The sequence below is a fragment of the Paraburkholderia tropica genome (assembly GCF_900109265.1).
Classification (GTDB): domain Bacteria; phylum Pseudomonadota; class Gammaproteobacteria; order Burkholderiales; family Burkholderiaceae; genus Paraburkholderia; species Paraburkholderia tropica.
Genome location: NZ_FNZM01000011.1, coordinates 163,078 through 184,547 on the forward strand (window position 1 = coordinate 163,078; position 21,470 = coordinate 184,547).

Here is a 21,470-nt window from a genome sequence, read left to right on the forward strand (position 1 = left end):
GTGGCAGCCTTCCCGCTGGAGGCATCGACATGAGACATCCCGCATTGCGCCGCTCCGCACGTCACTCGGCCCGGCGCGGCTCGCGTGACGGAGAACCGAAAAGCGGCAGTTCCGCCGATCCGTCTTCCGGCTCGCCCGGCGCTTCCGGTGCGTCCGGATACAGCCCCGATCCGGCCGGCCAGAATCGCCCCGCGCCCGGCGTGCCGCCCGACGGCGAGCACAACCAGGGCGGCGCGCGCGCCGAGGGCATCGACTATCAGCGGGATCTGGGCTCGGAGCAGGACGCTTGATCGATCGGTTCAAGTCGCGCTGCCGAGCGCTCCGTCGGCGAACGCGGCTCCCGTCGAAGTTCAGTCGAAGTTCAGTCGAAGTTCACTCGCAGTCAGGCATCCCACCCTGCTTTTGCGCAGCGCATTCACCGCGCGCGCAGTCGGGACGCGTGCGCGCGGAAGGTGTCGGCGTCCGTTTGTGCCCCGTTTAAATCCGTTCCTTGTCGGGCAAAGGAGGCGCGGATCTTGCGTGCGTGCCTGAGGCAACGTCTTCGGACGCACGAGAAACAACGAAGCAACGAAACAGGAGGATTGGCCGCAATGGGCAGACTGATCGTGGTATCGAATCGCGTGGCACCGACGCAAGAAGGCCGTCCCGCAGCAGGCGGGCTGGCGGTCGGCGTGCTGGACGCGCTCAAGGAGACGGGCGGCGTGTGGTTTGGGTGGAGCGGCGAAACGGTCGCCGAGCCGGCCGCGCCGGTCATCGAGCAGCAGGGCAGCGTCACCTACGCGACGGTAGGACTCACCCGCCGTGACTACGACCAGTACTACAAGGGCTTCTCGAATACGACGCTCTGGCCGACGTTCCACTATCGCAACGACCTCGCGCGCTACGAGCGCCAGGAATATGGCGGCTATCTGCGCGTGAACGTGACGCTCGCGCGCCAGCTCAAGCCGCTGATCCAGCCCGACGACATCATCTGGGTCCACGACTATCACCTGATTCCGTTCGCGCGCTGCCTGCGCGACCTCGGCGTGAAGAATCCGATCGGCTTCTTCCTGCACATTCCGCTGCCGGTGCCCGAAGTGATGCGCTCGGTGCCGCCGCACGAAGAACTGATGAAGTTCATGTGCCATTACGACGTGGTCGGTTTTCAGACCGATGCGGACCGTCAGGCGTTCGTCGACTACATCGAGCGCGGCGGCCACGGCACCGCGAGCGAAGACGGCATGGTGCACGCCTGGGATCGCTTCCTGAAGGTGGGCGCGTACCCGATCGGCATCTATCCCGATTCGATCGCGAAGTCGGCGGCGCAATTCACCGACCGCAAGCCGGTGCGCAGCCTGCGCGACGCGATGCGCGGACGCAAGCTCATCATGAGCGTCGATCGTCTCGATTATTCGAAGGGGCTCGCCGAGCGCTTCCAGGCGTTCGAGCGCATGCTGCAGAACGGGCCGGGCTGGCATGGCCGCGTCTCGCTCCTGCAGATCGCGCCGCCGACGCGCTCCGACGTGCAGACCTATCAGACCATCCGCCGCAATCTGGAAGGCGAGGCCGGACGCATCAACGGCCGCTTCGCGCAGCTCGACTGGACGCCGATCCAGTATCTGAACCGCAAGTACGAACGTCATCTGTTGATGGCGCTGTTCCGCCAGGCGCAGGTGGGTTATGTCGCGCCGCTGCGTGACGGCATGAACCTCGTCGCGAAGGAATACGTGGCGTCGCAGAATCCTGAGGATCCGGGCGTGCTGGTGCTCTCGCAGTTCGCGGGCGCGGCAGAGCAGTTGCCTGGCGCATTGGTTGTGAATCCTTACGATTTGAATCAGACCGCCGAGGCGCTGGAGCGCGCGCTCTCGATGCCGTATGCCGAGCGCCAGTCGCGCTACGAGGACATGATGGCGTCGCTGCGCGAGAACAATCTTTCGGTGTGGCGCGATACGTTCCTCGCCGATCTGCGCAGCGTCGCGACGGCGGCTTCGGTGACGGCCACGGCGAAGGCGCGCAGTGCGACGCCGGGCGTGCCGAATGCATCGATTGCACCGATCGCTCCGGTCCCGCCGGTCGCGGTTCCGGTCGCGAAAGCTGCGCAAGTCGATCTGCCTTCGAAGGCGTCGGCGAAGGCCGCCGCGAAGCCGGCGTCGAGCGCCGCCACCGTCAGCAAGGCGAAGGCGGAATGATCGCGATGCACATCGTCGTCACGCGTTAACGCGGACGACAGACGATTCACCCCCCGGCGGCTTTCGAGTCGCCGTTTTTTTGCGCACGCTTGCCGCGCCGCGTGGTGCCGCGTGTCGCTTCAGGCGCGTTGCGCGCCCGCTTCGCCGAACGGATGCGGCGCGGCGGTCGGATCGAAATCCGCCCAGTGGCCGCCGTGCCATTGGCCCGACGCGCGCTCGACGTCGTCGGCGCCGGCTTCGCGCAGCACGTCGGCGGCGACGGCCTGGTTATCGGGGCTCACGTGCACGGCGAGCAGCACGCCCGACTGACGCATCTCGTGATGCACGCGCTCCTCGTGCTCGCTCGCGCGGTGCCAGCCCGCGCCGATGCGTGCGCCGATCCACGCGCCCACGCCCGCCGCGATCACCACCGCCGGCAGCGACGCCGACAGCAGCGCGCCGAACAGCGCGACACCGGCCACGGCGCCCGCGACCGCGCCGAGGGTGAGATTGCGCGTGCGATGCGGCGGCGCGGCGGCCACGGCCACCGGATGCGGCGTGTGACGCGCGTGTTGTCCGCGCGGATTGACGAAGAACAGGTTGACGTCTTCTTCGACGAAACCGCGCGCGAACAGCTTGTCGGCGACGGCTTCGGCGGCGGGGAAGGTCGTGAAGCGCCCGGCGACGATCAGTGACATGGGAATCCCCCTTCGCAAGGTTGACTCACCGAAGGAAGACGCGCCGCGCGTGCGGCGCGCCGTAATCCCATGTTAGTGCGTGCCTGTGCGAAACGTGAGGGCAAACGCGAGGCGATCCGCGCGGCCCGCGTCAGCCGCGCAGGCGTGCGTTGCGCTGCGGCACGAGCCGCATCAGGCTCACGACGGCGGCCACGGCGGAGAACGCCGTCGCCACATACAGCGCGAGCGCCGGTCCGTGCTGCGGCGCGACGCCGAAAATCAGCGCGACCAGTGCCGCGCCGAGCGTTTGCCCCGTGAGCCGCGCGGTGCCGAGCATGCCGCTCGCGCCGCCGCTGCGTTCGCGCGGTGCGGACGAGAGAATCTGCCGGTTATTGGGCGACTGGAAAATGCCGAAACCCGCGCCGCACAGCGCCATGCGCCAGCCGATGTCGAACACCGAGGGATGCGCGCCGAGCGTCGCGAGCGACAACAGCCCGAGCGCGAACAGCACGAGGCCGATGCCGCCGAGCATGCCGGCGGCGTAGCGGTCGGACAGCCAGCCCGCGAGCGGCGCCGCGCCGATGATGACGAGCGGCCAGGGCGTCATCAGCAAGCCGGTGTCGACCTGCGAAAAACCGAACGCGTCCTGCAACATGAACGGCAGCGCCACGAACGCGAGCATCTGCGCGCAGAACGAGCAGACCGAAGTGCTGATCGAGAGCGCGAACACCGGATTCGCAAGCAGATCGACGGGCAGCAGCGGCGCGGGCTGGCTGAGCTGGCGGCGCACGAAGAACCAGCCGACGACCACCGCGCCCGTGAGTTGGGCGGCGATCCAGAGCGGGTTTTCGCCGTGGCCGAAGCCGTCGACGGCAAAGATCAGGAGACCGAACACGATGGCGTTGAAGACGGCGCTCACGTAGTCGTAGGGCGCGGGATGCCCTTCGTTCATCGGCAGCGCGCGCACGCCGAGCGCGAAGGCGGCGATGCCGATCGGCACGTTGATCGCAAACAGCCAGGGCCACGAGGCGATGGCGAGCACGCCCGAGGCGAGCGTCGGGCCAACCGCCGAGGCGACGGCCACCACCATCGCGTTGATCGCCACGCCGCGCCCGAGCTGCGCACGCGGATAGATCATGCGCACGAGCGCGGTGTTCACGCTCATGATGCCCGCGCCGCCGAAGCCCTGGATCATGCGCGCGAGCGCCAGTTGCGTGAGCGTCCCCGCGAGCGCGCAGCCGAGCGAGGCGACCGTGAAGAGCGCGAGACCGGCCAGATAGACGCGCTTGTAGCCGATGCGGTCGCCGAGCGAGGCGAGCGGCAGGAGCGAGATCGTCACCGAAAGCTGGTAGGCGTTGACGATCCAGATCGAGCTGGCCGCGCTCGCGCGCAGGTCGTGCGCGATGGTCGGCAGCGCGACGTTGGCGATCGCGCCGTCGAGCACGGCAAGCGTGATGCCGAGCGCGACCACGAGGATCGCGTAATAGCGTTGGGGGAAGGGCAGGCCGGATTCGGCGTCGTCGGCGGGGTGCGCGGCGGGTGCGCGCGATGAGGCGGTTGGCGTGGTGATCGGCATCGAGGAAAGGACGGCGCGCGCCGCCGGAAGCTGCATGGCGGCGCGCGCGGTGCGTGGGCGCGCGGCGCGCGTTATTTCAGTTCGTAGAGCCCGACGTAGGTCGTCGAGTCGATTTCGTTCAGATGCGTCATGAAGCGCGCGACCGCGTTGGTGGTCTCGGGCGTGACGGGCAGTTGCGCCGCCTTCAGCGCGTGCACGCGGAAGATGTAGCGGTGCGGCTTGTCCCCGCGCGGCGGCGCGGCGCCGCCGAAGCCGACCGTGCCGTAGTCGTTGCGCATCTGCACGGCGCCTTGCGGCAGCAGGCTGCCGTCGGGCTTGCCCGCGTTGCGCGCGAGCGAGCGCACGTCGGGCGGAACGTTGACCACGACCCAGTGCCAGAAACCGCTGCCGGTGGGCGCGTCGGGATCGTAGACGGTGATGGCGAAGCTTTGCGTGTCGGCGGGCGGGGCGTCCCATTGCAGCGCGGGCGAGACGTTGTCGCCATCGACGCCGAAGGCCCGATCGTCGAACTCCTGCGCCTTCGGCATGAAGCCATTGCCCGGAAAGTCGTCGGACCAGAGTCGAAAGTCAGCCATCGCTTGTCTCCTTTTCGTGGGTGCCGGGTCTTGAGCGGATGCGCGGACGTATGCGGCTCGCACAGCCTGCGCAGAGCGTGTCGATCCAGTTTAGCACCGCGATGCGCAGGCGCTTTTCCGCGACGACGCAGGTTCGCGCGGCTTCAGGTCGCAACGTCTCAGGCGCGCGCTTCGAACCACGCGCCTTGCTCGGTGGCGAGCCACGCGGCGAGCCGGTCGACGACCGCCTGCGGATCGCGTGACGCGCCGCGCAACGCGCATTCCCAGATCACGGCGACGCGCCAGCCCTGGGCGGCGAGCGCGGCGATGGCTTTGGCGTCGTTGGCGCGGTTGCGGGCGATCTTGTCGCGCCAGAATTCGGGCCGCGTGGCGGGCCACTTGAAAAGCGCGCAGTCGTGGCCGTGCCAGAAACAGCCGTGCACGAACACGGCGGCGCGATAGCGCGGCAGGACGATGTCGGGGCGGCCCGGCAGTTCGCGCACGTCGAGGCGAAAGCGGAAGCCGCGGCGATGCAGCAGGCTGCGAATCAGGATTTCCGGCTTCGTGTTGCGCCCGCGAATGCCGGACATCATCCGGCTTCGGGTGGCGGCATCCACGACGTCGACCATGCTGATTCGTCCTGACGTGTGTGCGAAGGTCCGCTCAGGCCGAGGCGGCGGCTTCGGCGGTGGCTGGTGCGCGGCGGCGGGGGGCTTTCGCGGCGGCTTTCGCTGCGGGTTGTGCTTCGCCCAGCGTTACCGCTTCCTCAACCGATTTCTTGCCCGACTTCGCCGCGCGCTTGCCGGCCGGCGCTTTCGCGAGCATCGCGTCGAGATGCGGCATCATCGTGCGCGCCACTTCGCGCATCACCGGCATCACCACGCTGTTGCCGAACTGGCGATACGCCTGCGTGTCGCTCACGGTAATGCGGAACGTGTCGGGAAAGCCCATCAGGCGCGCGCACTCGCGCGGCGTCAGGCGGCGCGGACGCAAGCCTTCGCCCTGATGCACGAGGATCTCGCTGCCGTCCTTGTGATAGCGCGCCGACAGCGTGCGCGTCACGCTCTCCGGAAACGCGAGGCCGTAGCCGAAGCCGTTACCGGCTGCGCGATGCTTCTCGGCGTATTGCTGGAGATAGGCCCAGAGACCGGGCGTGAGCGTGTACTTCGGCTGCACGCGGCGCGCGGTGTGATCGAAGAAACGCTCGCCGTCCCACGGCAGAACCGGTTCGCTGCCGTCGGTGCGATGCAGAATCGAGGCGAGGCGCGGGCCGTCTTCGGGCAGGTCGAGCGCGTCCCACGAAAAATCGGTCGGTTCGCGAAATCCGGCGATGATGATGCGCTCGCGATGCTGCGGCGTGAAATGGCGGCCGTCGATCACGCGGTAGTGCACGTCGTAGCCGAGTTCGTCGCGCAGGACCTGCAGGATCACGTCGAAGGTGCGGCCCTTGTCGTGCGACAGCAGGTTCTTGACGTTCTCCAGCAGAAAGGCGGCCGGCCGCTTTTCGGCGATGATGCGCGCCACGTCGAAAAAGAGCGTGCCTTGCGTGGTGCACTCGAAACCGTGCGGACGGCCGAGCGCGTTCTTCTTCGAGACGCCCGCGATCGAAAACGGCTGGCACGGAAAGCCCGCGAGCAGCACGTCGTGGTCGGGCACGTCGGCGGCCTCGAACGCGGTGATATCGCCGACGAAGGCGTGGCCTTCGGCATCGGTCTGGCCGTAGTTCTCGAGATAGGTCTTCTTCGAGAACGGATTCCACTCGCTCGTCATCACGCAGCGGCCGCCGTGCGCCTCGAAGCCCATGCGGATCCCGCCGATGCCCGCGAACAGATCGACGAAACGAAAGCGCGCCGGCGCGGCGCCGGCGCCCGACGCGGCGCCCCGAACGGGTTCGGCGCTGCGCAGCAATTCGCGCAACGCGGCTTCGAGCATGGCGGGGCAAGGCGTTTCGCCTTTTTCCCACCGGCGCACGGTCTTGACGTCCTTGCCGACGTGGGCGGCGATCTGCTGCTGCGTGAAGCGCTGACGTGCCTGCGCAAGCAGGTCTCGCGGTTGGGCCGGGTGCACGAAGTCCTCTCTGGGTATTTTGGCGGACATTATGACCGATGGTCGACCCGCGGCACCAGGATTTCCGGGCACGATCAGACAGACGTGCGCGCGCCTCGACCGCGGCGCGGCGGCGAGAAACGGCAAGGTGCGGTGAAAAGGCGTGAAAAGCGTCGAAACGCGGCAGAACGGCGCCGATCAGTGGCGCGCGGCTTGTCCGATGATTTGCCTGGCGGTTGCGGCAGCGGATGTCTCGGCGTTCAGTTCGTAGAGATCGAGCTGGATCAGCAGACTGTCGATCTTGGCGAGCTGGCCTTTGTTGACGTGCCCGGTATCGAGCAGCCGATGCAGACGCGAGCGCCAGTACATGACGGGGAGGATGGGGCCGCCGAAATCGCCCGAGAGCGAAAGCGGCATGACGCGCCGAATATGCGCAATGTCCTGGTCGATGAGATTCGACATCAGGTGGCCGGCCGGGAGGGGACGTGTCGTGTCCATGTACGAAGATTACGACAGTTCCGACCCTAACTTGAGGGTCGCAGACCCCCGTATTTACCCTGATGTGCGTCGGCCGCTCAGCCGATCAGCAACATGGCCAGCGACGACGCGACCATGGCGGCGAGCGCGGCAATCAAGGCGAATACGTAGGGCGAAGTCATGACGGTGGTCTCCTTCTTTTGTTGGAGACCATGGTAGGCGATGCCGCTCCGCGTGAACGTTAACAATTGACAAACCACTGTCAGACGACGCGCGCGGCCCGTCGCGCTTACTCCTCGGACGAATCCGCGGCTTCCGGCGAATCCGGCGTTTCCGGTTCGACCGGCGCCGGGCCTTGCGCCGCGCCTTCGAGGAAACGGCGCGTCGCTTCGAACGACGCGAGCATCTGCTCGGGCCACGGCGTTTGCAGCATCACGGCCTGATGGTTTTCGAACGCCGAGTTCAACAGCTTCACGAGTTCGGGCGAGCTCAGATGGCGCAGCAGCACGCTCACGGCGATCGCGGTGGCCTGGCTCGCGCCGGCCGTCTGCAGTTCCGAATGAGTGAGAGCGGCGACTTGCTTGTGGATGTCCATGGTGAATCTGCCTGAAAAAATTGGATGCGATGAAGGGCGGGCACTCGCGCAAGCGTAATGCATTGGCGATGCCTGGCCGGCACGACGAAAAGGGAAACGCCTGGAGCGGCGGGTGAGGCTGACGCGGGAGTCGGGGCTGGAATCGAATCCGAACCGGCGCAGGACGCGTGCCGCCGGAAACGATGCAACGAGGCGAGCGGTCTCGCGTGTGGGCTGGTCCCCCTGGCAGGAATCGAACCTGCATCTAGCGCTTAGGAGGCACTTGTTCTATCCATTGAACTACAGGGAGCGGTCAGGTCCGCTGCGAGGCGCAATGCGCCGGGCTCCGCCAAGCCGCCATGTTTCCCAAGTCACCCGTCATGGCGCGGAGCCGTCGCACGCGTCGCACTGTTCTGGGGCGGCCCGGACTGCACGCGGATCGAACCGCGGCCGGGCTGCGCGCCACGTGCGACGCAGGCGCAAGAGTATAGCAAACACATTCCGGCTGGAAACCACCCGCCGATGCGTCAGTGGCTCGGTTCAGCGGACCCGTTCAGCAAGTCCGCGCGCGCGATCAGAACTCGACAACGGCGAATTCGGCCTTGCCCACGTCGCACAGCGGGCAGCGCCAGTCTTCGGGGATATCCGCGAAGCGCGTGCCGGCGGCGATGCCTTCGTCGGGCAACCCTTCTTCTTCGTTATAGATCCATCCGCAGATCAGACAGACCCAGCTTTTGTATTCGATCACTTCGCTCACAACATACCTTTCGTTCAATTCGATGCCGATGCCCGTCATTTGCCCCCATTTGGCGGGGCGATGGGCGACCCGCGATGTTACCGGAAAACGGAGAAGGCGCCGAAAGCGGCCTGGGCCAACATGTCGCAGTTTGACGGCGCGCAGTCACGGACGCGGTGTAAGCTGGGGCGCAAACGAACCAAGGATCGCAAGCAGGATCACAAACCGCCGCGGGGAACGCGCCGGGCAGATCGCCCGCCAATCACCTACAACCGACAGCATCGACATCATTCTCAGGAGCATCACGATGACTCGCAAAATCTGGCTCGCCGGCGCGACGTTGAGCGCCTTCGCAACCTTGTTCGCGGCAAGCGGCGTGGCGCGCGCCGAGGGCGTCTACTTCGTCGAGCCGAAAGACGGCGCGACGGTCAGCAACCCCGTGCACGTGAAATTCGGCGTCGACGGCATGACGGTCGCGCCCGCCGGCACGACCACGCCGAACACGGGCCACCATCATCTGCTGATCGACGGCAAGGCGCTGCCGCAGGGCGAAGTCGTGCCCGTCAACGAAAAATCGATCCACTACGGCAAAGGCCAGACCGAAGCCGACGTGACGCTGCCGCCCGGCGACCACACGCTCACGGCGCAATTCGCCAACGGCGCGCACCAGTCCTACGGCCCGGCTTGGAGCCAGACCATCACGGTGCACGTGAAGTAAGCGGCGCAGCCGTGTGACGGCGCGCGGCGCGTTCAGCCTGAGCCTGGTCGGGTTCGCCCCGATCGGCCCAGGTCCCGCCCGCGCGCCCCGGTACAATACGCGCTTGCTCTCCAACGCAGGCCACGGTCCCATCCATGTCGCTTTACACCATCACCGGCGCGCAACTCGCGTTCGGCCACGTCGCGCTGCTCGATCACGCGGACTTTTCGCTCGAAGCCGGCGAACGCGTCGGCCTGATCGGCCGTAACGGCGCGGGCAAGTCGTCGCTGCTCACGATCGTCGCCGATCTCGCGAAGCCCGACGACGGGCTCGTCACGCGCCAACAGAATCTCTCGACCGTCTACGTGCCGCAGGAGCCCGATTTCGATGTCGAGGCCACGGTGTTCGACACGGTCGCCTCGGGTCTCGCTACGGCGCGCGCGCTGCTCGACGAATACGACGCGGTCGCGCACAAGCTCGCCGACACGCCCGAAGGCGTGGAACACGACGCGCTGCTCGCGCGCATGAACGTGCTGCAATCGTCGCTCGACGCCGCCGACGCCTGGAACTGGCGCACGCGCGTCGCGACCACGCTCGCGCAGATCGGCCTCGACGGCGACGCGCGCGTCGGCGCGCTCTCGGGCGGCATGCAAAAGCGCGTGGCGCTGGCGCGCGCGCTGGTCGTGCAGCCCGACGTGCTGCTGCTCGACGAACCGACCAACCACCTCGATTTCGACGGCATCCGCTGGCTCGAAGACCTGCTCGTGTCGCAGCGTTCGAGCCTGCTGTTCATCACCCACGATCGCGCGTTCCTCGACCGCGTGGCCACGCGCATCGTCGAACTCGATCGCGGCAAGCTGCTCTCGTATCCGGGCAACTTCACGCAGTATCAGGAGCGCAAAGCGCAGCAGCTCGAAGTGGAGCGCGTCGAAAACGACAAGTTCGACAAACTGCTCGCACAGGAAGAAGTGTGGATCCGCAAGGGCGTGGAAGCGCGCCGCACGCGTAGCGTCGGGCGCATCGCGCGGCTCGTGCAGATGCGCAGCGAGCGTAGCGAACGCCGCAACGTGCAGGGCAACGTCAAGCTCGACGTCGCGCAGGGCGACAAGTCGGGCAAGATCGTCGCCGAACTGACCGACGTGACCAAGCGCTACGGCGGACGGACCATCGTCGATACGTTCTCGGCCACGGTCATGCGCGGCGACAAGATCGGCTTCGTCGGCCCGAACGGCGCGGGCAAGACCACGCTGCTCAAGATGATTCTCGGCGAACTGAAGCCCGACGAGGGCACGGTGCGCGTCGGCACGAACCTGCAGGTGGCGTACTTCGACCAGATGCGCGCGCAGCTCGACCTCGAAAAGAGTCTCGCCGACACCATCAGCCCGGGCAGCGACTGGGTCGAGATCAACGGCGCGAAGAAGCACGTGATGAGCTATCTGGGCGACTTCCTGTTCGCGCCGGAGCGCGCGCGTTCGCCCGTGAAGTCGCTCTCGGGCGGCGAGCGCAACCGGCTGCTGCTGGCGCGTCTGTTCGCGCGTCCGGCGAACGTGCTGGTGCTCGACGAACCGACCAACGACCTCGACATCCCCACGCTCGAACTGCTCGAAGAACTGCTCGCGGACTACGACGGCACCGTGCTGCTCGTGAGCCACGACCGCGCGTTCCTCGACAACGTGGCGACGTCGGTGATCGCCTCGGAAGGCGAGGGCAAGTGGCGCGAATACGTGGGCGGCTTCAGCGACTGGCAGACGCAGAGCGCGCGCTCGCAGGAAATGGCCGAAGCCCGCGCGCCGAAGGAAGCCGCGCCGGCCGCCGCCGCGCCGAAAGATAGCGCGACGGGCCGCAACGCGCAGCGCAGCGTGAAGCTGTCGTTCAAGGAGCAGCGCGAGCTGGAGGAACTGCCCAAGCGCATTGAGGCGCTGGAAACGGAGCAGAAGACCATCGGCGCGACCATCGAGGAAGGCTCGATCTTCGCGAAGGACGCGCAGGAAGGCACGCGGTTGAGCGAGCGTTATGCGGCGATCGACGAGGAATTGCTGCTCGCGCTGGAGCGCTGGGAAGAACTGGAAGCGAAGCGCAAGTGATGTGATGTGAGAGAAGCGGCCTGCGGGCCGCTTTTTTATTCCGCCTGCAAATTCAACAGCTTTTGCTGCAGCTCGGGCACCCAGGTTTGCACGGTGCTCCAGACGATGCTCGTGTCGACAGAAAAATACGCGTGCGAGACGCGATTGCGCATGCCATAAACCGCTTCCCACGGTATTTCCGGGTGCGCGGCGGCAAACTCCGGGTCGCCGCGCATGATATTGCGGGCGGCTTCACCGATGATTTCGAGGTTCCGCACGACGGCGTCGATCGCCATGGGGGTGGCTTCGAAGCTTTCTAGCGAAAGCGGCGCGACGTAGCTGCGAATACGGTCTACAGCGTCGAGCATGTGCTGCAGGTAATCCGGCGTGCGCAGATCTTCCTTCCTCATACCGGCACCGAATTCGCCACGACGCTCGCGCGAAATTTTTCCGGCAAGGCTTTGGGTGTCAGCACGTCGACCTTCACGCCGAGCAGCGCTTCCAGCCGCAGCTGGATTTGCGCGATGTCGATCAGTGTGGTCTGCGGCGTCGGATCGACCAGCAGATCGAGATCGCTCCCCTCATCATCCTCGTCGCGCGCGGACGAACCGAACACGCGTGCATTCGTCGCGTGATGACGCGCGACGATTTCACGGATTTCCGCGCGGTGCACGCGCAAAGCTTCGGACGGTCTCATGACAGCTCCCGGCTCCCCATTCCCAGCAAAGGTTGCAACGAACGGTCCAGCTCGATCCGGCGCCGGACGAGGTGCCCAAACCGGCACCCAAACCGGCGCCCAAACCCCTTGCCGCAAGCGGCCCATTCTACGCGAAGCGCGTCTCGCGCCGCCCCTCGGCCGAACGGCCGACCCCTTCGCAAATTGCCGCGCGGTCCCAAATCAGTACAATACCTCGCGAATACGGTGGAGCGGGCACGCGCGCCGCGCCTGCGAGCCAGGCGAGCAGCCCGACCACGCCCTTGTTTCGTTTCGATTTTTTTGAACGCTCAACGCGTTTTCCACGCAGATGTCCACAGAAGCTGTGGACAAGCGCGGACAACCCCTGTGGATCACCATGTCAACGAAGAAGTCCAACGCTGGAAACACTGGCTATAGCGAAGCGTCGATCAAGGTGCTCAAGGGCCTCGAGCCCGTCCGGCAGCGGCCGGGCATGTACACGCGCACCGAGAATCCGCTGCACATCATCCAGGAAGTCATCGACAACGCCTCGGACGAGGCGCTTGGCGGCTACGGCAAGCGCATCACGGTGACGCTGCACGCCGACCATTCCGTGTCGGTCGAGGACGACGGCCGCGGCATTCCGTTCGGCCTGCATCCCGAAGAAAAGGTGCCGGTCGTCGAGATCGTGTTCACGCGCCTGCACGCTGGCGGCAAGTTCGACAAGGCCGCCGGCGGCGCCTACACGTTCTCGGGCGGCCTGCACGGCGTCGGCGTGTCGGTCACCAACGCGCTCTCCACGCGCCTCGACGTGACCGTCTGGCGCGACGGCAAGGTCGCCGAAATCGGCTTCTCGAACGGCGACGTCACCAAGCCGCTGACTTCGCGCAACGCCGCGCGCGACGAAAAGAAAACCGGCACGCGCGTGACCGCGTGGGCCGATCCCAAGTATTTCGACTCGCCCAATCTGCCGCTCGGCGAATTGCAGCGTCTGCTGCGTTCGAAGGCCGTGCTGCTGCCGGGCGTCGAAGTGACGCTCGTCGTCGAGAAGACCGGCGAGCGCCAGAGCTGGAAGTACGAAGACGGCCTGCGCGGCTACCTGCTCGAAGGCATGGGCGGCGCCGATCTGCTGATCCCGCTGTTCGAAGGCGAGCGCTACGCCGACGCCCGCACGACCGACGACACCTTCGCCGAAGGCGAGGGCGCCGCGTGGGTCGTGGCCTGGAGCGAGGAAGGCGCGCTCACGCGCGAGTCTTACGTCAACCTGATTCCCACGCCCGCGGGCGGCACGCACGAAAGCGGCCTGCGCGACGGCCTGTTCCAGGCGGTCAAGAGCTTCGTCGAACTGCACAATCTGCAGCCGAAGGGCGTGAAGCTGCTGCCCGAAGACGTGTTCGCGCGCGTCTCGTTCGTGCTCTCGGCGAAGGTGCTCGATCCGCAGTTCCAGGGGCAGATCAAGGAACGCCTGAACAGCCGCGACGCCGTCAAGCTCGTCTCGTCGTTCTCGCGTCCGGCGCTCGAACTGTGGCTCAACCAGCACGTCGAGCACGGCAAGAAGCTCGCCGATCTCGTCATCAAGCAGGCGCAGGCGCGCACGCGCGCGGGCCAGAAGGTCGAGAAGCGCAAGAGCTCGGGCGTGGCCGTGCTGCCCGGCAAGCTGACCGACTGCGAAGCGACCGACATCGCGCGCAACGAGCTGTTCCTCGTCGAGGGCGACTCGGCGGGCGGTTCGGCGAAGATGGGCCGCGACAAGGAGTACCAGGCCATCCTGCCGCTGCGCGGCAAGGTGCTCAACACCTGGGAAACCGAGCGCGACCGCCTGTTCGCCAACAACGAAGTGCACGACATTTCGGTGGCGATCGGCGTCGATCCGCACAGCCCCGACGAGACCGTCGATCTCTCGAATCTGCGCTACGGCAAGATCTGCATTCTTTCTGATGCGGACGTTGACGGCTCGCACATCCAGGTGCTGCTGCTCACGCTGTTCTTCAAGCATTTCCCGCAGCTGATCGAGCGCGGCCACGTGTACGTGGCGCGTCCGCCGCTGTTCCGCGTCGATGCGCCCGCGCGCGGCAAGAAGCCCGCGCAGAAGCTCTACGCGCTCGACGAAGGCGAACTCGAAGCGATTCTCGACAAGCTGCGCAAGGACGGCGTGCGCGAGACGCAATGGAGCATCAGCCGCTTCAAGGGCCTCGGCGAAATGAGCGCCGAACAGCTCTGGGACACGACGATGAATCCCGACACGCGCCGCCTCTCGCCCATCCTGCTCGGCGACCTCGACTACGAGTCGACCGTCGCGCGCATGACCATGCTGATGGGCAAGGGCGAAGCGGCCTCGCGCCGCTCGTGGCTCGAAGAAAAGGGCAACGAAGTCGAAGCGGACATCTGACCGCCTCCCGTTCACCCGCCCGCACACGATTACGGACTGATTGAAACATGGACGATCTTTTTGCTGAAGTGAATGGCGCCGCGGAAGGCGGCGACTCGCTCACGCTCGGCCACTACGCGGAGCGCGCGTATCTCGACTACGCCGTGAGCGTGGTGAAGGGCCGCGCGCTGCCCGACGTCTGCGACGGCCAGAAGCCGGTGCAGCGCCGCATCCTGTTCGCGATGAACGAAATGGGTCTCGGCGATAACGCCAAGCCCGTGAAGTCGGCGCGCGTGGTCGGCGACGTGCTCGGCAAGTACCACCCGCACGGCGACCAGTCGGCGTACGACGCGCTCGTGCGTCTCGCCCAGGACTTCTCGATGCGCTATCCGCTCATCGACGGTCAGGGCAATTTCGGCTCGCGCGACGGCGACGGCGCGGCGGCCATGCGTTACACCGAAGCGCGCCTCACGCCCATCGCGAAGCTGCTGCTCGACGAAATCGACATGGGCACCGTCGATTTCATGCCGAACTACGACGGCTCGTTCCAGGAACCGAAGACGCTGCCCGCGCGTCTGCCGATGCTGCTGCTCAACGGCGCGTCGGGCATCGCGGTCGGTCTCGCCACGGAAATCCCGTCGCACAACCTGCGCGAAGTCGCGGCGGCGGCCGTCGCCATGATCCGCAATCCGAAGCTCACGCACGCGGAGATCATGGAGAAGGTGCCGGGCCCCGACTTCCCGGGCGGCGGCCAGATCATTTCGAGCGAAGCGGAAATCGCGGCGGCCTACGAATCGGGCCGCGGCAGCCTGAAGGTGCGCGCGCGCTGGAAGATCGAAGACCTCGCGCGCGGCCAGTGGCAACTGGTCGTCACCGAACTGCCGCCGAATACGTCCGGCCAGAAGGTGCTCGAGGAAATCGAGGAGCTGACCAACCCGAAGCTCAAGCTCGGCAAGAAGACGCTCACGCCCGAGCAGTTGCAGAACAAGCAGACCATGCTCGGCCTGCTCGACGCCGTGCGCGACGAGTCGGGCAAGGACGCGCCCGTGCGTCTCGTGTTCGAGCCGAAGACCAGCAAGATCGATCAGGCCGAGTTCGTCAATTCGCTGCTCGCGAACACGAGTCTCGAATCGAACGCCTCGCTCAATCTGGTGATGATCGGCGCCGACGGACGTCCGCGTCAGAAGGGCATCAGCGAGATCATCGGCGAGTGGATCGGCTTCCGTTTCGCCACGGTCACGCGCCGCACGCAGCATCGCCTGACCAAGGTCGACGACCGCATCCACATCCTCGAAGGGCGGATGATCGTCTTCCTCAACATCGACGAAGTCATCCGCATCATCCGCGAGTCGGACGAGCCGAAGGCCGCGCTGATGAGCGCGTTCGGTCTGTCCGAGCGCCAGGCCGAGGACATTCTTGAAATCCGCCTGCGTCAGTTGGCGCGGCTCGAGAAGATCAAGATCGAGAAGGAACTCGCGGAACTGCGCGACGAGAAGGCCAAGCTCGAAGAACTGCTCGCGAACGAGTCGTCGATGAAGCGGCTCATCGTGAAGGAAATCGAAGCCGACGCGAAGCAATACGGCGACGACCGCCGCACGCTGATCCAGCAGGAAAAGCGCGCGACCTTCGAAGCGCGTGTCGTCGACGAGCCGGTCACGGTCGTGGTGTCGCAGAAGGGCTGGGTGCGTGCGCTCAAGGGCCACGGCCTCGACAGCCAGAGCTTCACGTTCAAGGCCGGCGACGGCCTCTACGCGGCGTTCCAGTGCCGCACGCCCGACGTGCTGATCGCGTGGGGCAGCAAGGGTCGCGTCTATTCGGTGTCGGTCGCGCAACTGCCGGGCGGCCGCGGTGACGGCGTGCCGGTCACGTCGCTGATCGAGCTGGAAGCGGGCACGCATCTGCTGCATTACTTCGCGGCGAGCGCCGACCAGCCGCTGCTGCTCGCGTCGAGCAACGGCTTCGGCTTCATCGCGAAGATCGGGGACATGGTCAGCCGCGTGAAGGCGGGCAAGGCCTTCATGACGATCGACGAAGGCTGCACGCCGCTCGCGCCGATGCCGATGCTGCCGGGCGCGATCCAGGTCGCGTGTCTGTCCTCGGGCGGACGCCTGCTGGTGTTCGGTCTCGACGAGATGAAGACGCTGTCGGGCGGCGGCCGCGGCGTCACGCTGATGCAGCTCGACGACAAGGAAACGCTGACGCAGGCGCTGGCGATCTCGGCGGCGGGCGTGGTGCTCGTGGGCACGGGTCGCGCGCAGAAGCCGGGCGAGGACCTGATGGCGGGCGCGGTGCTTGCGCCGCAGATCGGCAAGCGTGCGCGCAAGGGCCGCGCGCCGGACTCGAAGCTCAAGGTCATCACGGGCATGCGTCCGGTGCTGCCGGGCTGATTGGATTCGCAGTCAGCGGCGCACATCCGGTACGAACGGTCGACGGGCATGGAATAATGCCGCGGCGGTTCGTACCGGAATCTTTTTCAAGCACGAGGAATTTCAAGCATGGGTCACGCGATCGAAGTCGCGCTGTTTTTGCATCTCTTGAGCGTGGCCGTGTGGGTAGGCGGCATGGTGTTCGCGCACTTCTGTCTGCGCCCGGCGCTGGAAGATCTTTCGCCGCAGTTGCGCCTGCCGCTGATCGAATCGGTGTTCAGCCGCTTCTTCAACTGGGTGGGCATCTCCATCATCGTGATCCTGCTGACGGGCGGCTTCCTGCTGATGCAATTCGGCGGCGGTCACGCCACGTGGCAACTGCACGCGATGGCGGGTCTGGGCGTCATCATGATGCTGATTTTCGGTCACGTGCGCTTCGCGGTGTTTCCGCGCATCCGCCGCGCCGTGCAGGCGCAGAAGTGGCCCGACGGCGCGCGCGCCGTGGGTTCGATGCGCCGCCTCGTGTTCATCAATCTCGTGCTCGGCGTCGTGACGATCGGCGTGGCGGCGCTGGCGCGCGGGTTCTGATTTTTTCGCTTTAGCGCGCCTTGTCGTCAATTCGCGGCGCGTCGTGAGTTGCCGCTTAAACGCGACTCAAAGACGCTCCGCGAGTGCGTAACGCTGCATGCAGCGCTCCATCGCGCCGAAGAACGCTTCTTCGGCCGCATTCATCTTGCGGTCGCGATGCCACAGCAAGTGGATATCGACGTCCGCAAGACCTTCCTCCGGCGGCAGTTGCCATAAGCGCTGCCGCGCCAGATCGTCCTTCACCGCGTGCTCGGGCAGGCAGCCGATGCCGTAGCCCGCGAAGATCAGCCGCCGCACTTCGTCCAGACTCGGCGACGACGCCACGATCCGCCCCGTAAAGCCGCGCTGATCGCGAAACACCGTGAGCGGCGAGAGGCTGTCGCCGATCTGGTCGCTCGTGAACGACACGAAATTCTCCGCGAGCAGATCCTCCATCGTCAGTTGCGAGAGGCCGAACAGCCGGTGATGGCGGCCGCAAAAGATCGCATAGCGCTGGCGCAGGAAGCAGCGCATCTCCAGTTTGTCGACGGGCGTGCGGCACAGGCTCAGGCCCGCAGTCGCGGTCTTCTGCAGCACCGACGAAATGATGTCCGACGAGCGCATCACCTCGATCTGGAGATCGATACGCGGATACGCGACGTGGAATTCCGCGAGGAATTCGTCGTAGACGCGCGACTCGATGCGGCTCACCGTGAGCAGACGGATCGAGCCGGTGATGTCGGCGGTGCGCTCGTCGAGTTCGGTTTCGAGCCGCGAGATGTTGCCGTAGATGTCGCTCGCGATCCGATACACCTCTTCGCCCGCCTGAGTAGGCACGAACTGCGCGCCGCGCCGCTCGATGAGCTTGCGGCCGAGCGCGTCTTCGAGGCGCTTGAGCGCCTGGCTCACGGCGGGCTGCGTGACGTAGAGGCGCGCGGCGGCGCGACTCAGGCTGCGCTCCTGCATGATCGCGAGGTAGGTGCGCAGCAGATTCCAGTCGAGGCGGTCGTTCAGAAAACGGGTGGTGTCGGCGCGCATGGGCGTCTCCGAAAGGCGGCGCGGCGGGGCATTCTGCCGTAGGTATAAGCCAGAATTATGCGCTGAATAATAACGCGAAATTTGACTAATGATTTGTGGCCAGCGATAAAGCTTGCGTGCGCGTTGCCTGCCGTCGGCTTCGATGCGACGCAGAACGCCGGACAACGCCGGACAAAACATCACGCAACACCCGTGCAACACCCGCGCAAGACGATTCGCGCCCGAGGAGACTGACCAGATGACCACCCCACAAACCCCCGCCCGGCAACCGGTGCGCGCCGCCGCCGCGGCGTTCATCGGCACCATGATCGAGTGGTACGACTTCTACATCTACGCCACGGCCGCCGCGCTCGTGTTCGGCGAACTGTATTTCCCGTCCGAAGACCGCTTCGTGAGCACGATGGCTTCGTTCGCCACCTTCGCCGTGGGCTTCTTCGCGCGTCCGCTCGGCGGCCTGATCTTCGGGCATCTCGGTGACCGCATCGGCCGCAAGAAAGCGCTCATGACCACGCTGATGATGATGGGCGTGGCGACCGTCTGCGTCGGCCTGCTGCCGTCGTACGCGAAGGTCGGCGCGCTCGCGCCCGTGCTGCTCGTGCTGCTGCGCGTGGTGCAGGGCATCGCCGTGGGCGGCGAGTGGGGCGGCGCGGTGCTGATGGCGGGCGAACATGCGCCCGAAGGCCGTCGCACCTTCTTCGCCTCGTTTGCGCAGCTCGGCTCGCCGGCGGGTTTGATTCTGTCGCTGCTCGCGTTCCGCTCGGTCACGTCGCTCGACAAGGCCGATTTCCTCTCGTGGGGCTGGCGTCTGCCGTTCCTCGTCTCGGCCGTGCTGCTCGTGGTCGGCATTATGATCCGTCTGGGCGTGAACGAATCGCCGGAATTCGAGAAGCTCAAGGATCAGCGCCGCACCGTGAAGCTGCCGGTCGCGGAGGTGTTCAAGTCGGCGTGGGGCCTCGTGCTGCTGTGTATCGGCGCGAACACGATCGGCATCGCGGGCGTGTACTTCACGAACACTTTCATGATCGCGTACACGACGCAGTACGTCGGCATCACGCGTTCGCTGATTCTCGACTGCCTGTTTATCGTCGCGTTCATCCAGTTCCTTTCGCAGCCGCTCGCCGCGTGGCTCGCCGAACGCATGGGCGGCGCGCGCTTCCTCAAGTGCGCGGCACTCGCGGCGATGGTCTCGCCGTACCCGATGTTCATGCTCGTGCAAACGGGGCAGGTCGTGCCGATGGTGATCGGCATCGCCATCGCGGTGGTCTGCATGGCGAGCTTCTATTCGGTGATCGCGGGCTTCGTCTCGGGCGTGTTCCCGACGCGCGTGCGCTACTCGGCGATCTCGCTCTCGTACCAGGTGTGCGGCGCGATCGCGGGCGGTCTCACGCCGCTCGTCGGCACCTGGCTCGCGCATCGCTACACGGGCCAGTGGTGGCCGCTGGCGGTGTTCTACACCTGCCTCGCAGGCATCTCGTTGTTCTGCATCGTCGGGCTCGATGCGCGCCGCAGCCAGCACGCGCACGACGAGTCCGCCGCCAAGGCCGTGGGTTCGCATTGACGCGCCTGTAATTCGCCTTGTGAAGCAAAGAGTCACGCAAAGAATCAGGCAACAAACCAGGAATTGAATCGATGAAAGCACTTCTGCATATCGACGGCCCGCGTCTGTGGGCGAGTCTCACGGAGATGGCAAAGATCGGTGCGACGGCGGGCGGCGGCGTGCGCCGTCTCGCGCTTACCGAAGAAGACCGCCGCGGCCGCGAGCTGTTCGCGACGTGGTGCCGCGAAGCCGGCATGAGCGTGTGGACCGACGAAGTCGGCAACCTGTTCGCGCGCCGCGCCGGCACCGACGCGAACGCCGCGCCCGTGATCATGGGCAGCCACCTCGACACGCAGCCCGAAGGCGGCCGCTTCGACGGCGTGTATGGCGTGCTGGCCGCGCTCGAAGTGGTGCGCGCGCTTAACGACGCCGATGCCGTCACGGAGAAGCCCATCGAGATCTGCTCGTGGACCAACGAGGAAGGCGCGCGCTTCACGCCCGCGATGCTCGGTTCGGCGGTGTTCGCCGGCGCGATGACGCTCGACGACGCGCTCGCGCGCACCGACGCCGACGGCGTGACGCTCGGCGCGGCGCTCGACGCATGCGGCGCGCGCGGCATGCATCCCGTGCAGGGCGTGGCCGTCGACAGCTACTTCGAGGCGCACATCGAACAAGGCCCGATTCTCGAAGCGAACGGCACCACCATCGGCGTGGTGACGGGCGGCCAGGCGATTCGCTGGTTCGACGTGACGGTGACGGGCGTGGCCGCGCACGCGGGCACGACGCCGATGCGCTATCGCAAGGACGCCTTCTTCGGCGCGGCGCAGATGGCGCTGGAAATCGAGCGTGTGATGGCGCGCTACGCGCCGCTCGGTCTGGTGACGATCGGCCAGATCCAGGTCGCCAATTCGTCGCGCAATACGATTGCCGCGAACCTCACGTTCACCGTCGATCTGCGTCATCCCGACGATGCGCAGATCGACGCGATGGAGCGCGATCTGCGCGCCGTCTGTGCGTCGGCGGCGGCGGGGCGCGGTCTCGGTGCGCAGATCCAGCATTGCTGGACCAGCCCGGCGACGCCGTTCGACGCCGCGTGCGTGGGTCTCGTCGCCGAGGCCGTCGAAGCGCTTGGCTATCCTAACGAACGCATCGTGAGCGGCGCGGGGCACGACGCTATCCACCTCGCGCGCTATTGCCCGACCGCGATGGTGTTCATCCCCTGCGTGGACGGCCTCTCGCACAACGAAGCCGAAGACGCGCTGCCCGAGGACGTGACCGCGGGCACCAACGTATTGCTCAACGCCGTGGCCGCGCGCGCCGGTGCGCGCGTATCGCAGGCGGTGAACGCAGAAGCCGACGCATGACGGAGAA

Annotated in this window: 20 protein-coding genes, 1 tRNA gene and 1 pseudogene; 9 read left to right on the top strand and 13 right to left on the bottom strand. The window is 66.3% G+C overall.

The window, feature by feature from the left end; all coding sequences use genetic code 11:
- Positions 1–29 precede the first annotated feature (29 nt).
- Together BMY06_RS19710 and otsA are read left to right on the top strand one after the other, a co-directional pair.
- Positions 30–290 (top strand): hypothetical protein, encoded by a 261-nt coding sequence (locus BMY06_RS19710; protein ID WP_074984734.1) that lies wholly within the window; start codon positions 30–32, stop codon positions 288–290.
- A 300-nt stretch (positions 291–590) separates the two neighbouring features.
- Positions 591–1,994: pseudogene (gene otsA, locus BMY06_RS19715) on the top strand (alpha,alpha-trehalose-phosphate synthase (UDP-forming)); the annotation flags it as partial.
- Between the two features lie 293 nt (positions 1,995–2,287).
- Here otsA and BMY06_RS19720 read toward each other — a convergent pair.
- From BMY06_RS19720 to BMY06_RS19760, 10 genes are all read right to left on the bottom strand, one after another.
- A complete protein-coding gene (locus BMY06_RS19720; protein WP_065063724.1) occupies positions 2,288–2,845 on the bottom strand; it encodes a hypothetical protein in 558 nt (185 codons plus the stop codon).
- 130 nt (positions 2,846–2,975) lie between these two features.
- A complete protein-coding gene (locus tag BMY06_RS19725) occupies positions 2,976–4,400 on the bottom strand; it encodes an MFS transporter (RefSeq protein ID WP_074984853.1) in 1,425 nt (474 codons plus the stop codon).
- A gap of 71 nt (positions 4,401–4,471) precedes the next feature.
- Positions 4,472–4,975, bottom strand: coding sequence for a YbhB/YbcL family Raf kinase inhibitor-like protein (locus tag BMY06_RS19730; protein ID WP_065063722.1), 504 nt, complete (start codon positions 4,973–4,975; stop codon positions 4,472–4,474).
- 158 nt (positions 4,976–5,133) lie between these two features.
- Entirely contained in the window at positions 5,134–5,583 is a 450-nt protein-coding gene (locus tag BMY06_RS19735; RefSeq protein WP_065063720.1) for a very short patch repair endonuclease, read from the bottom strand.
- A gap of 34 nt (positions 5,584–5,617) precedes the next feature.
- On the bottom strand, positions 5,618–7,051 hold the full coding sequence (gene dcm, locus BMY06_RS19740) for a DNA (cytosine-5-)-methyltransferase (protein ID WP_080180705.1): 1,434 nt from the start codon (positions 7,049–7,051) through the stop codon (positions 5,618–5,620).
- A gap of 147 nt (positions 7,052–7,198) precedes the next feature.
- Positions 7,199–7,462, bottom strand: coding sequence for a hypothetical protein (locus BMY06_RS19745; RefSeq protein WP_065063781.1), 264 nt, complete (start codon positions 7,460–7,462; stop codon positions 7,199–7,201).
- Positions 7,463–7,575: 113 nt separating this feature from the next.
- Positions 7,576–7,725, bottom strand: a complete 150-nt coding sequence (locus tag BMY06_RS39630) for a hypothetical protein (RefSeq protein WP_161495587.1) — start codon at positions 7,723–7,725, stop codon at positions 7,576–7,578.
- 41 nt (positions 7,726–7,766) lie between these two features.
- Complete coding sequence (locus BMY06_RS19750; protein ID WP_065063718.1) at positions 7,767–8,072, bottom strand: hypothetical protein; 306 nt, start codon at positions 8,070–8,072, stop codon at positions 7,767–7,769.
- 214 nt (positions 8,073–8,286) lie between these two features.
- Positions 8,287–8,361: transfer RNA gene (locus BMY06_RS19755), tRNA-Arg, on the bottom strand.
- Positions 8,362–8,625: 264 nt separating this feature from the next.
- The gene (locus tag BMY06_RS19760) at positions 8,626–8,808 is read right to left on the bottom strand and encodes a rubredoxin (RefSeq protein WP_027816562.1); all 183 of its coding nucleotides are present in this window, start codon (positions 8,806–8,808) and stop codon (positions 8,626–8,628) included.
- A gap of 286 nt (positions 8,809–9,094) precedes the next feature.
- Here BMY06_RS19760 and BMY06_RS19765 point away from each other — a divergent pair, with 286 nt between their 5' ends.
- Both BMY06_RS19765 and BMY06_RS19770 read left to right on the top strand, forming a co-directional pair.
- On the top strand, positions 9,095–9,505 hold the full coding sequence (locus BMY06_RS19765) for a DUF4399 domain-containing protein (RefSeq protein WP_065063716.1): 411 nt from the start codon (positions 9,095–9,097) through the stop codon (positions 9,503–9,505).
- 134 nt (positions 9,506–9,639) lie between these two features.
- A complete protein-coding gene (locus tag BMY06_RS19770; RefSeq protein WP_074984736.1) occupies positions 9,640–11,568 on the top strand; it encodes an ATP-binding cassette domain-containing protein in 1,929 nt (642 codons plus the stop codon).
- Positions 11,569–11,603: 35 nt separating this feature from the next.
- Here BMY06_RS19770 and BMY06_RS19775 read toward each other — a convergent pair whose 3' ends face one another.
- On the bottom strand, positions 11,604–11,957 hold the full coding sequence (locus tag BMY06_RS19775) for a HepT-like ribonuclease domain-containing protein (protein WP_074984738.1): 354 nt from the start codon (positions 11,955–11,957) through the stop codon (positions 11,604–11,606).
- Positions 11,954–12,244 carry a nucleotidyltransferase family protein gene (locus BMY06_RS19780; protein WP_074984739.1) on the bottom strand — a complete coding sequence of 97 codons (291 nt, stop codon included), beginning with the start codon at positions 12,242–12,244 and terminating at the stop codon, positions 11,954–11,956. The genes BMY06_RS19775 and BMY06_RS19780 overlap by 4 nt, the downstream gene beginning before the upstream one ends.
- Positions 12,245–12,620: 376 nt before the next feature.
- On the opposite strand from BMY06_RS19780, the gene BMY06_RS19785 reads away from it, so the two are divergent.
- The 3 genes from BMY06_RS19785 (at position 12,621) to BMY06_RS19795 (ending at position 17,545) form a co-directional block, all read left to right on the top strand.
- Positions 12,621–14,612: a DNA topoisomerase IV subunit B gene (locus tag BMY06_RS19785; protein WP_065063711.1), complete on the top strand. Its 1,992-nt coding sequence runs from the start codon at positions 12,621–12,623 to the stop codon at positions 14,610–14,612.
- Positions 14,613–14,659: 47 nt separating this feature from the next.
- Entirely contained in the window at positions 14,660–16,978 is a 2,319-nt protein-coding gene (gene parC, locus BMY06_RS19790) for a DNA topoisomerase IV subunit A (protein WP_074984741.1), read from the top strand.
- Between the two features lie 108 nt (positions 16,979–17,086).
- Positions 17,087–17,545: a DUF4149 domain-containing protein gene (locus tag BMY06_RS19795; RefSeq protein ID WP_065063706.1), complete on the top strand. Its 459-nt coding sequence runs from the start codon at positions 17,087–17,089 to the stop codon at positions 17,543–17,545.
- Between the two features lie 66 nt (positions 17,546–17,611).
- On the opposite strand, the gene BMY06_RS19800 is transcribed toward BMY06_RS19795, so the two are convergent.
- Entirely contained in the window at positions 17,612–18,562 is a 951-nt protein-coding gene (locus tag BMY06_RS19800) for a LysR family transcriptional regulator (RefSeq protein ID WP_065063704.1), read from the bottom strand.
- A gap of 238 nt (positions 18,563–18,800) precedes the next feature.
- On the opposite strand from BMY06_RS19800, the gene BMY06_RS19805 reads away from it, so the two are divergent.
- Both BMY06_RS19805 and BMY06_RS19810 read left to right on the top strand, forming a co-directional pair.
- Complete coding sequence (locus tag BMY06_RS19805) at positions 18,801–20,120, top strand: MFS transporter (protein WP_065063702.1); 1,320 nt, start codon at positions 18,801–18,803, stop codon at positions 20,118–20,120.
- Between the two features lie 71 nt (positions 20,121–20,191).
- Complete coding sequence (locus BMY06_RS19810) at positions 20,192–21,463, top strand: Zn-dependent hydrolase (RefSeq protein ID WP_074984742.1); 1,272 nt, start codon at positions 20,192–20,194, stop codon at positions 21,461–21,463.
- Positions 21,464–21,470: the final 7 nt, after the last annotated feature.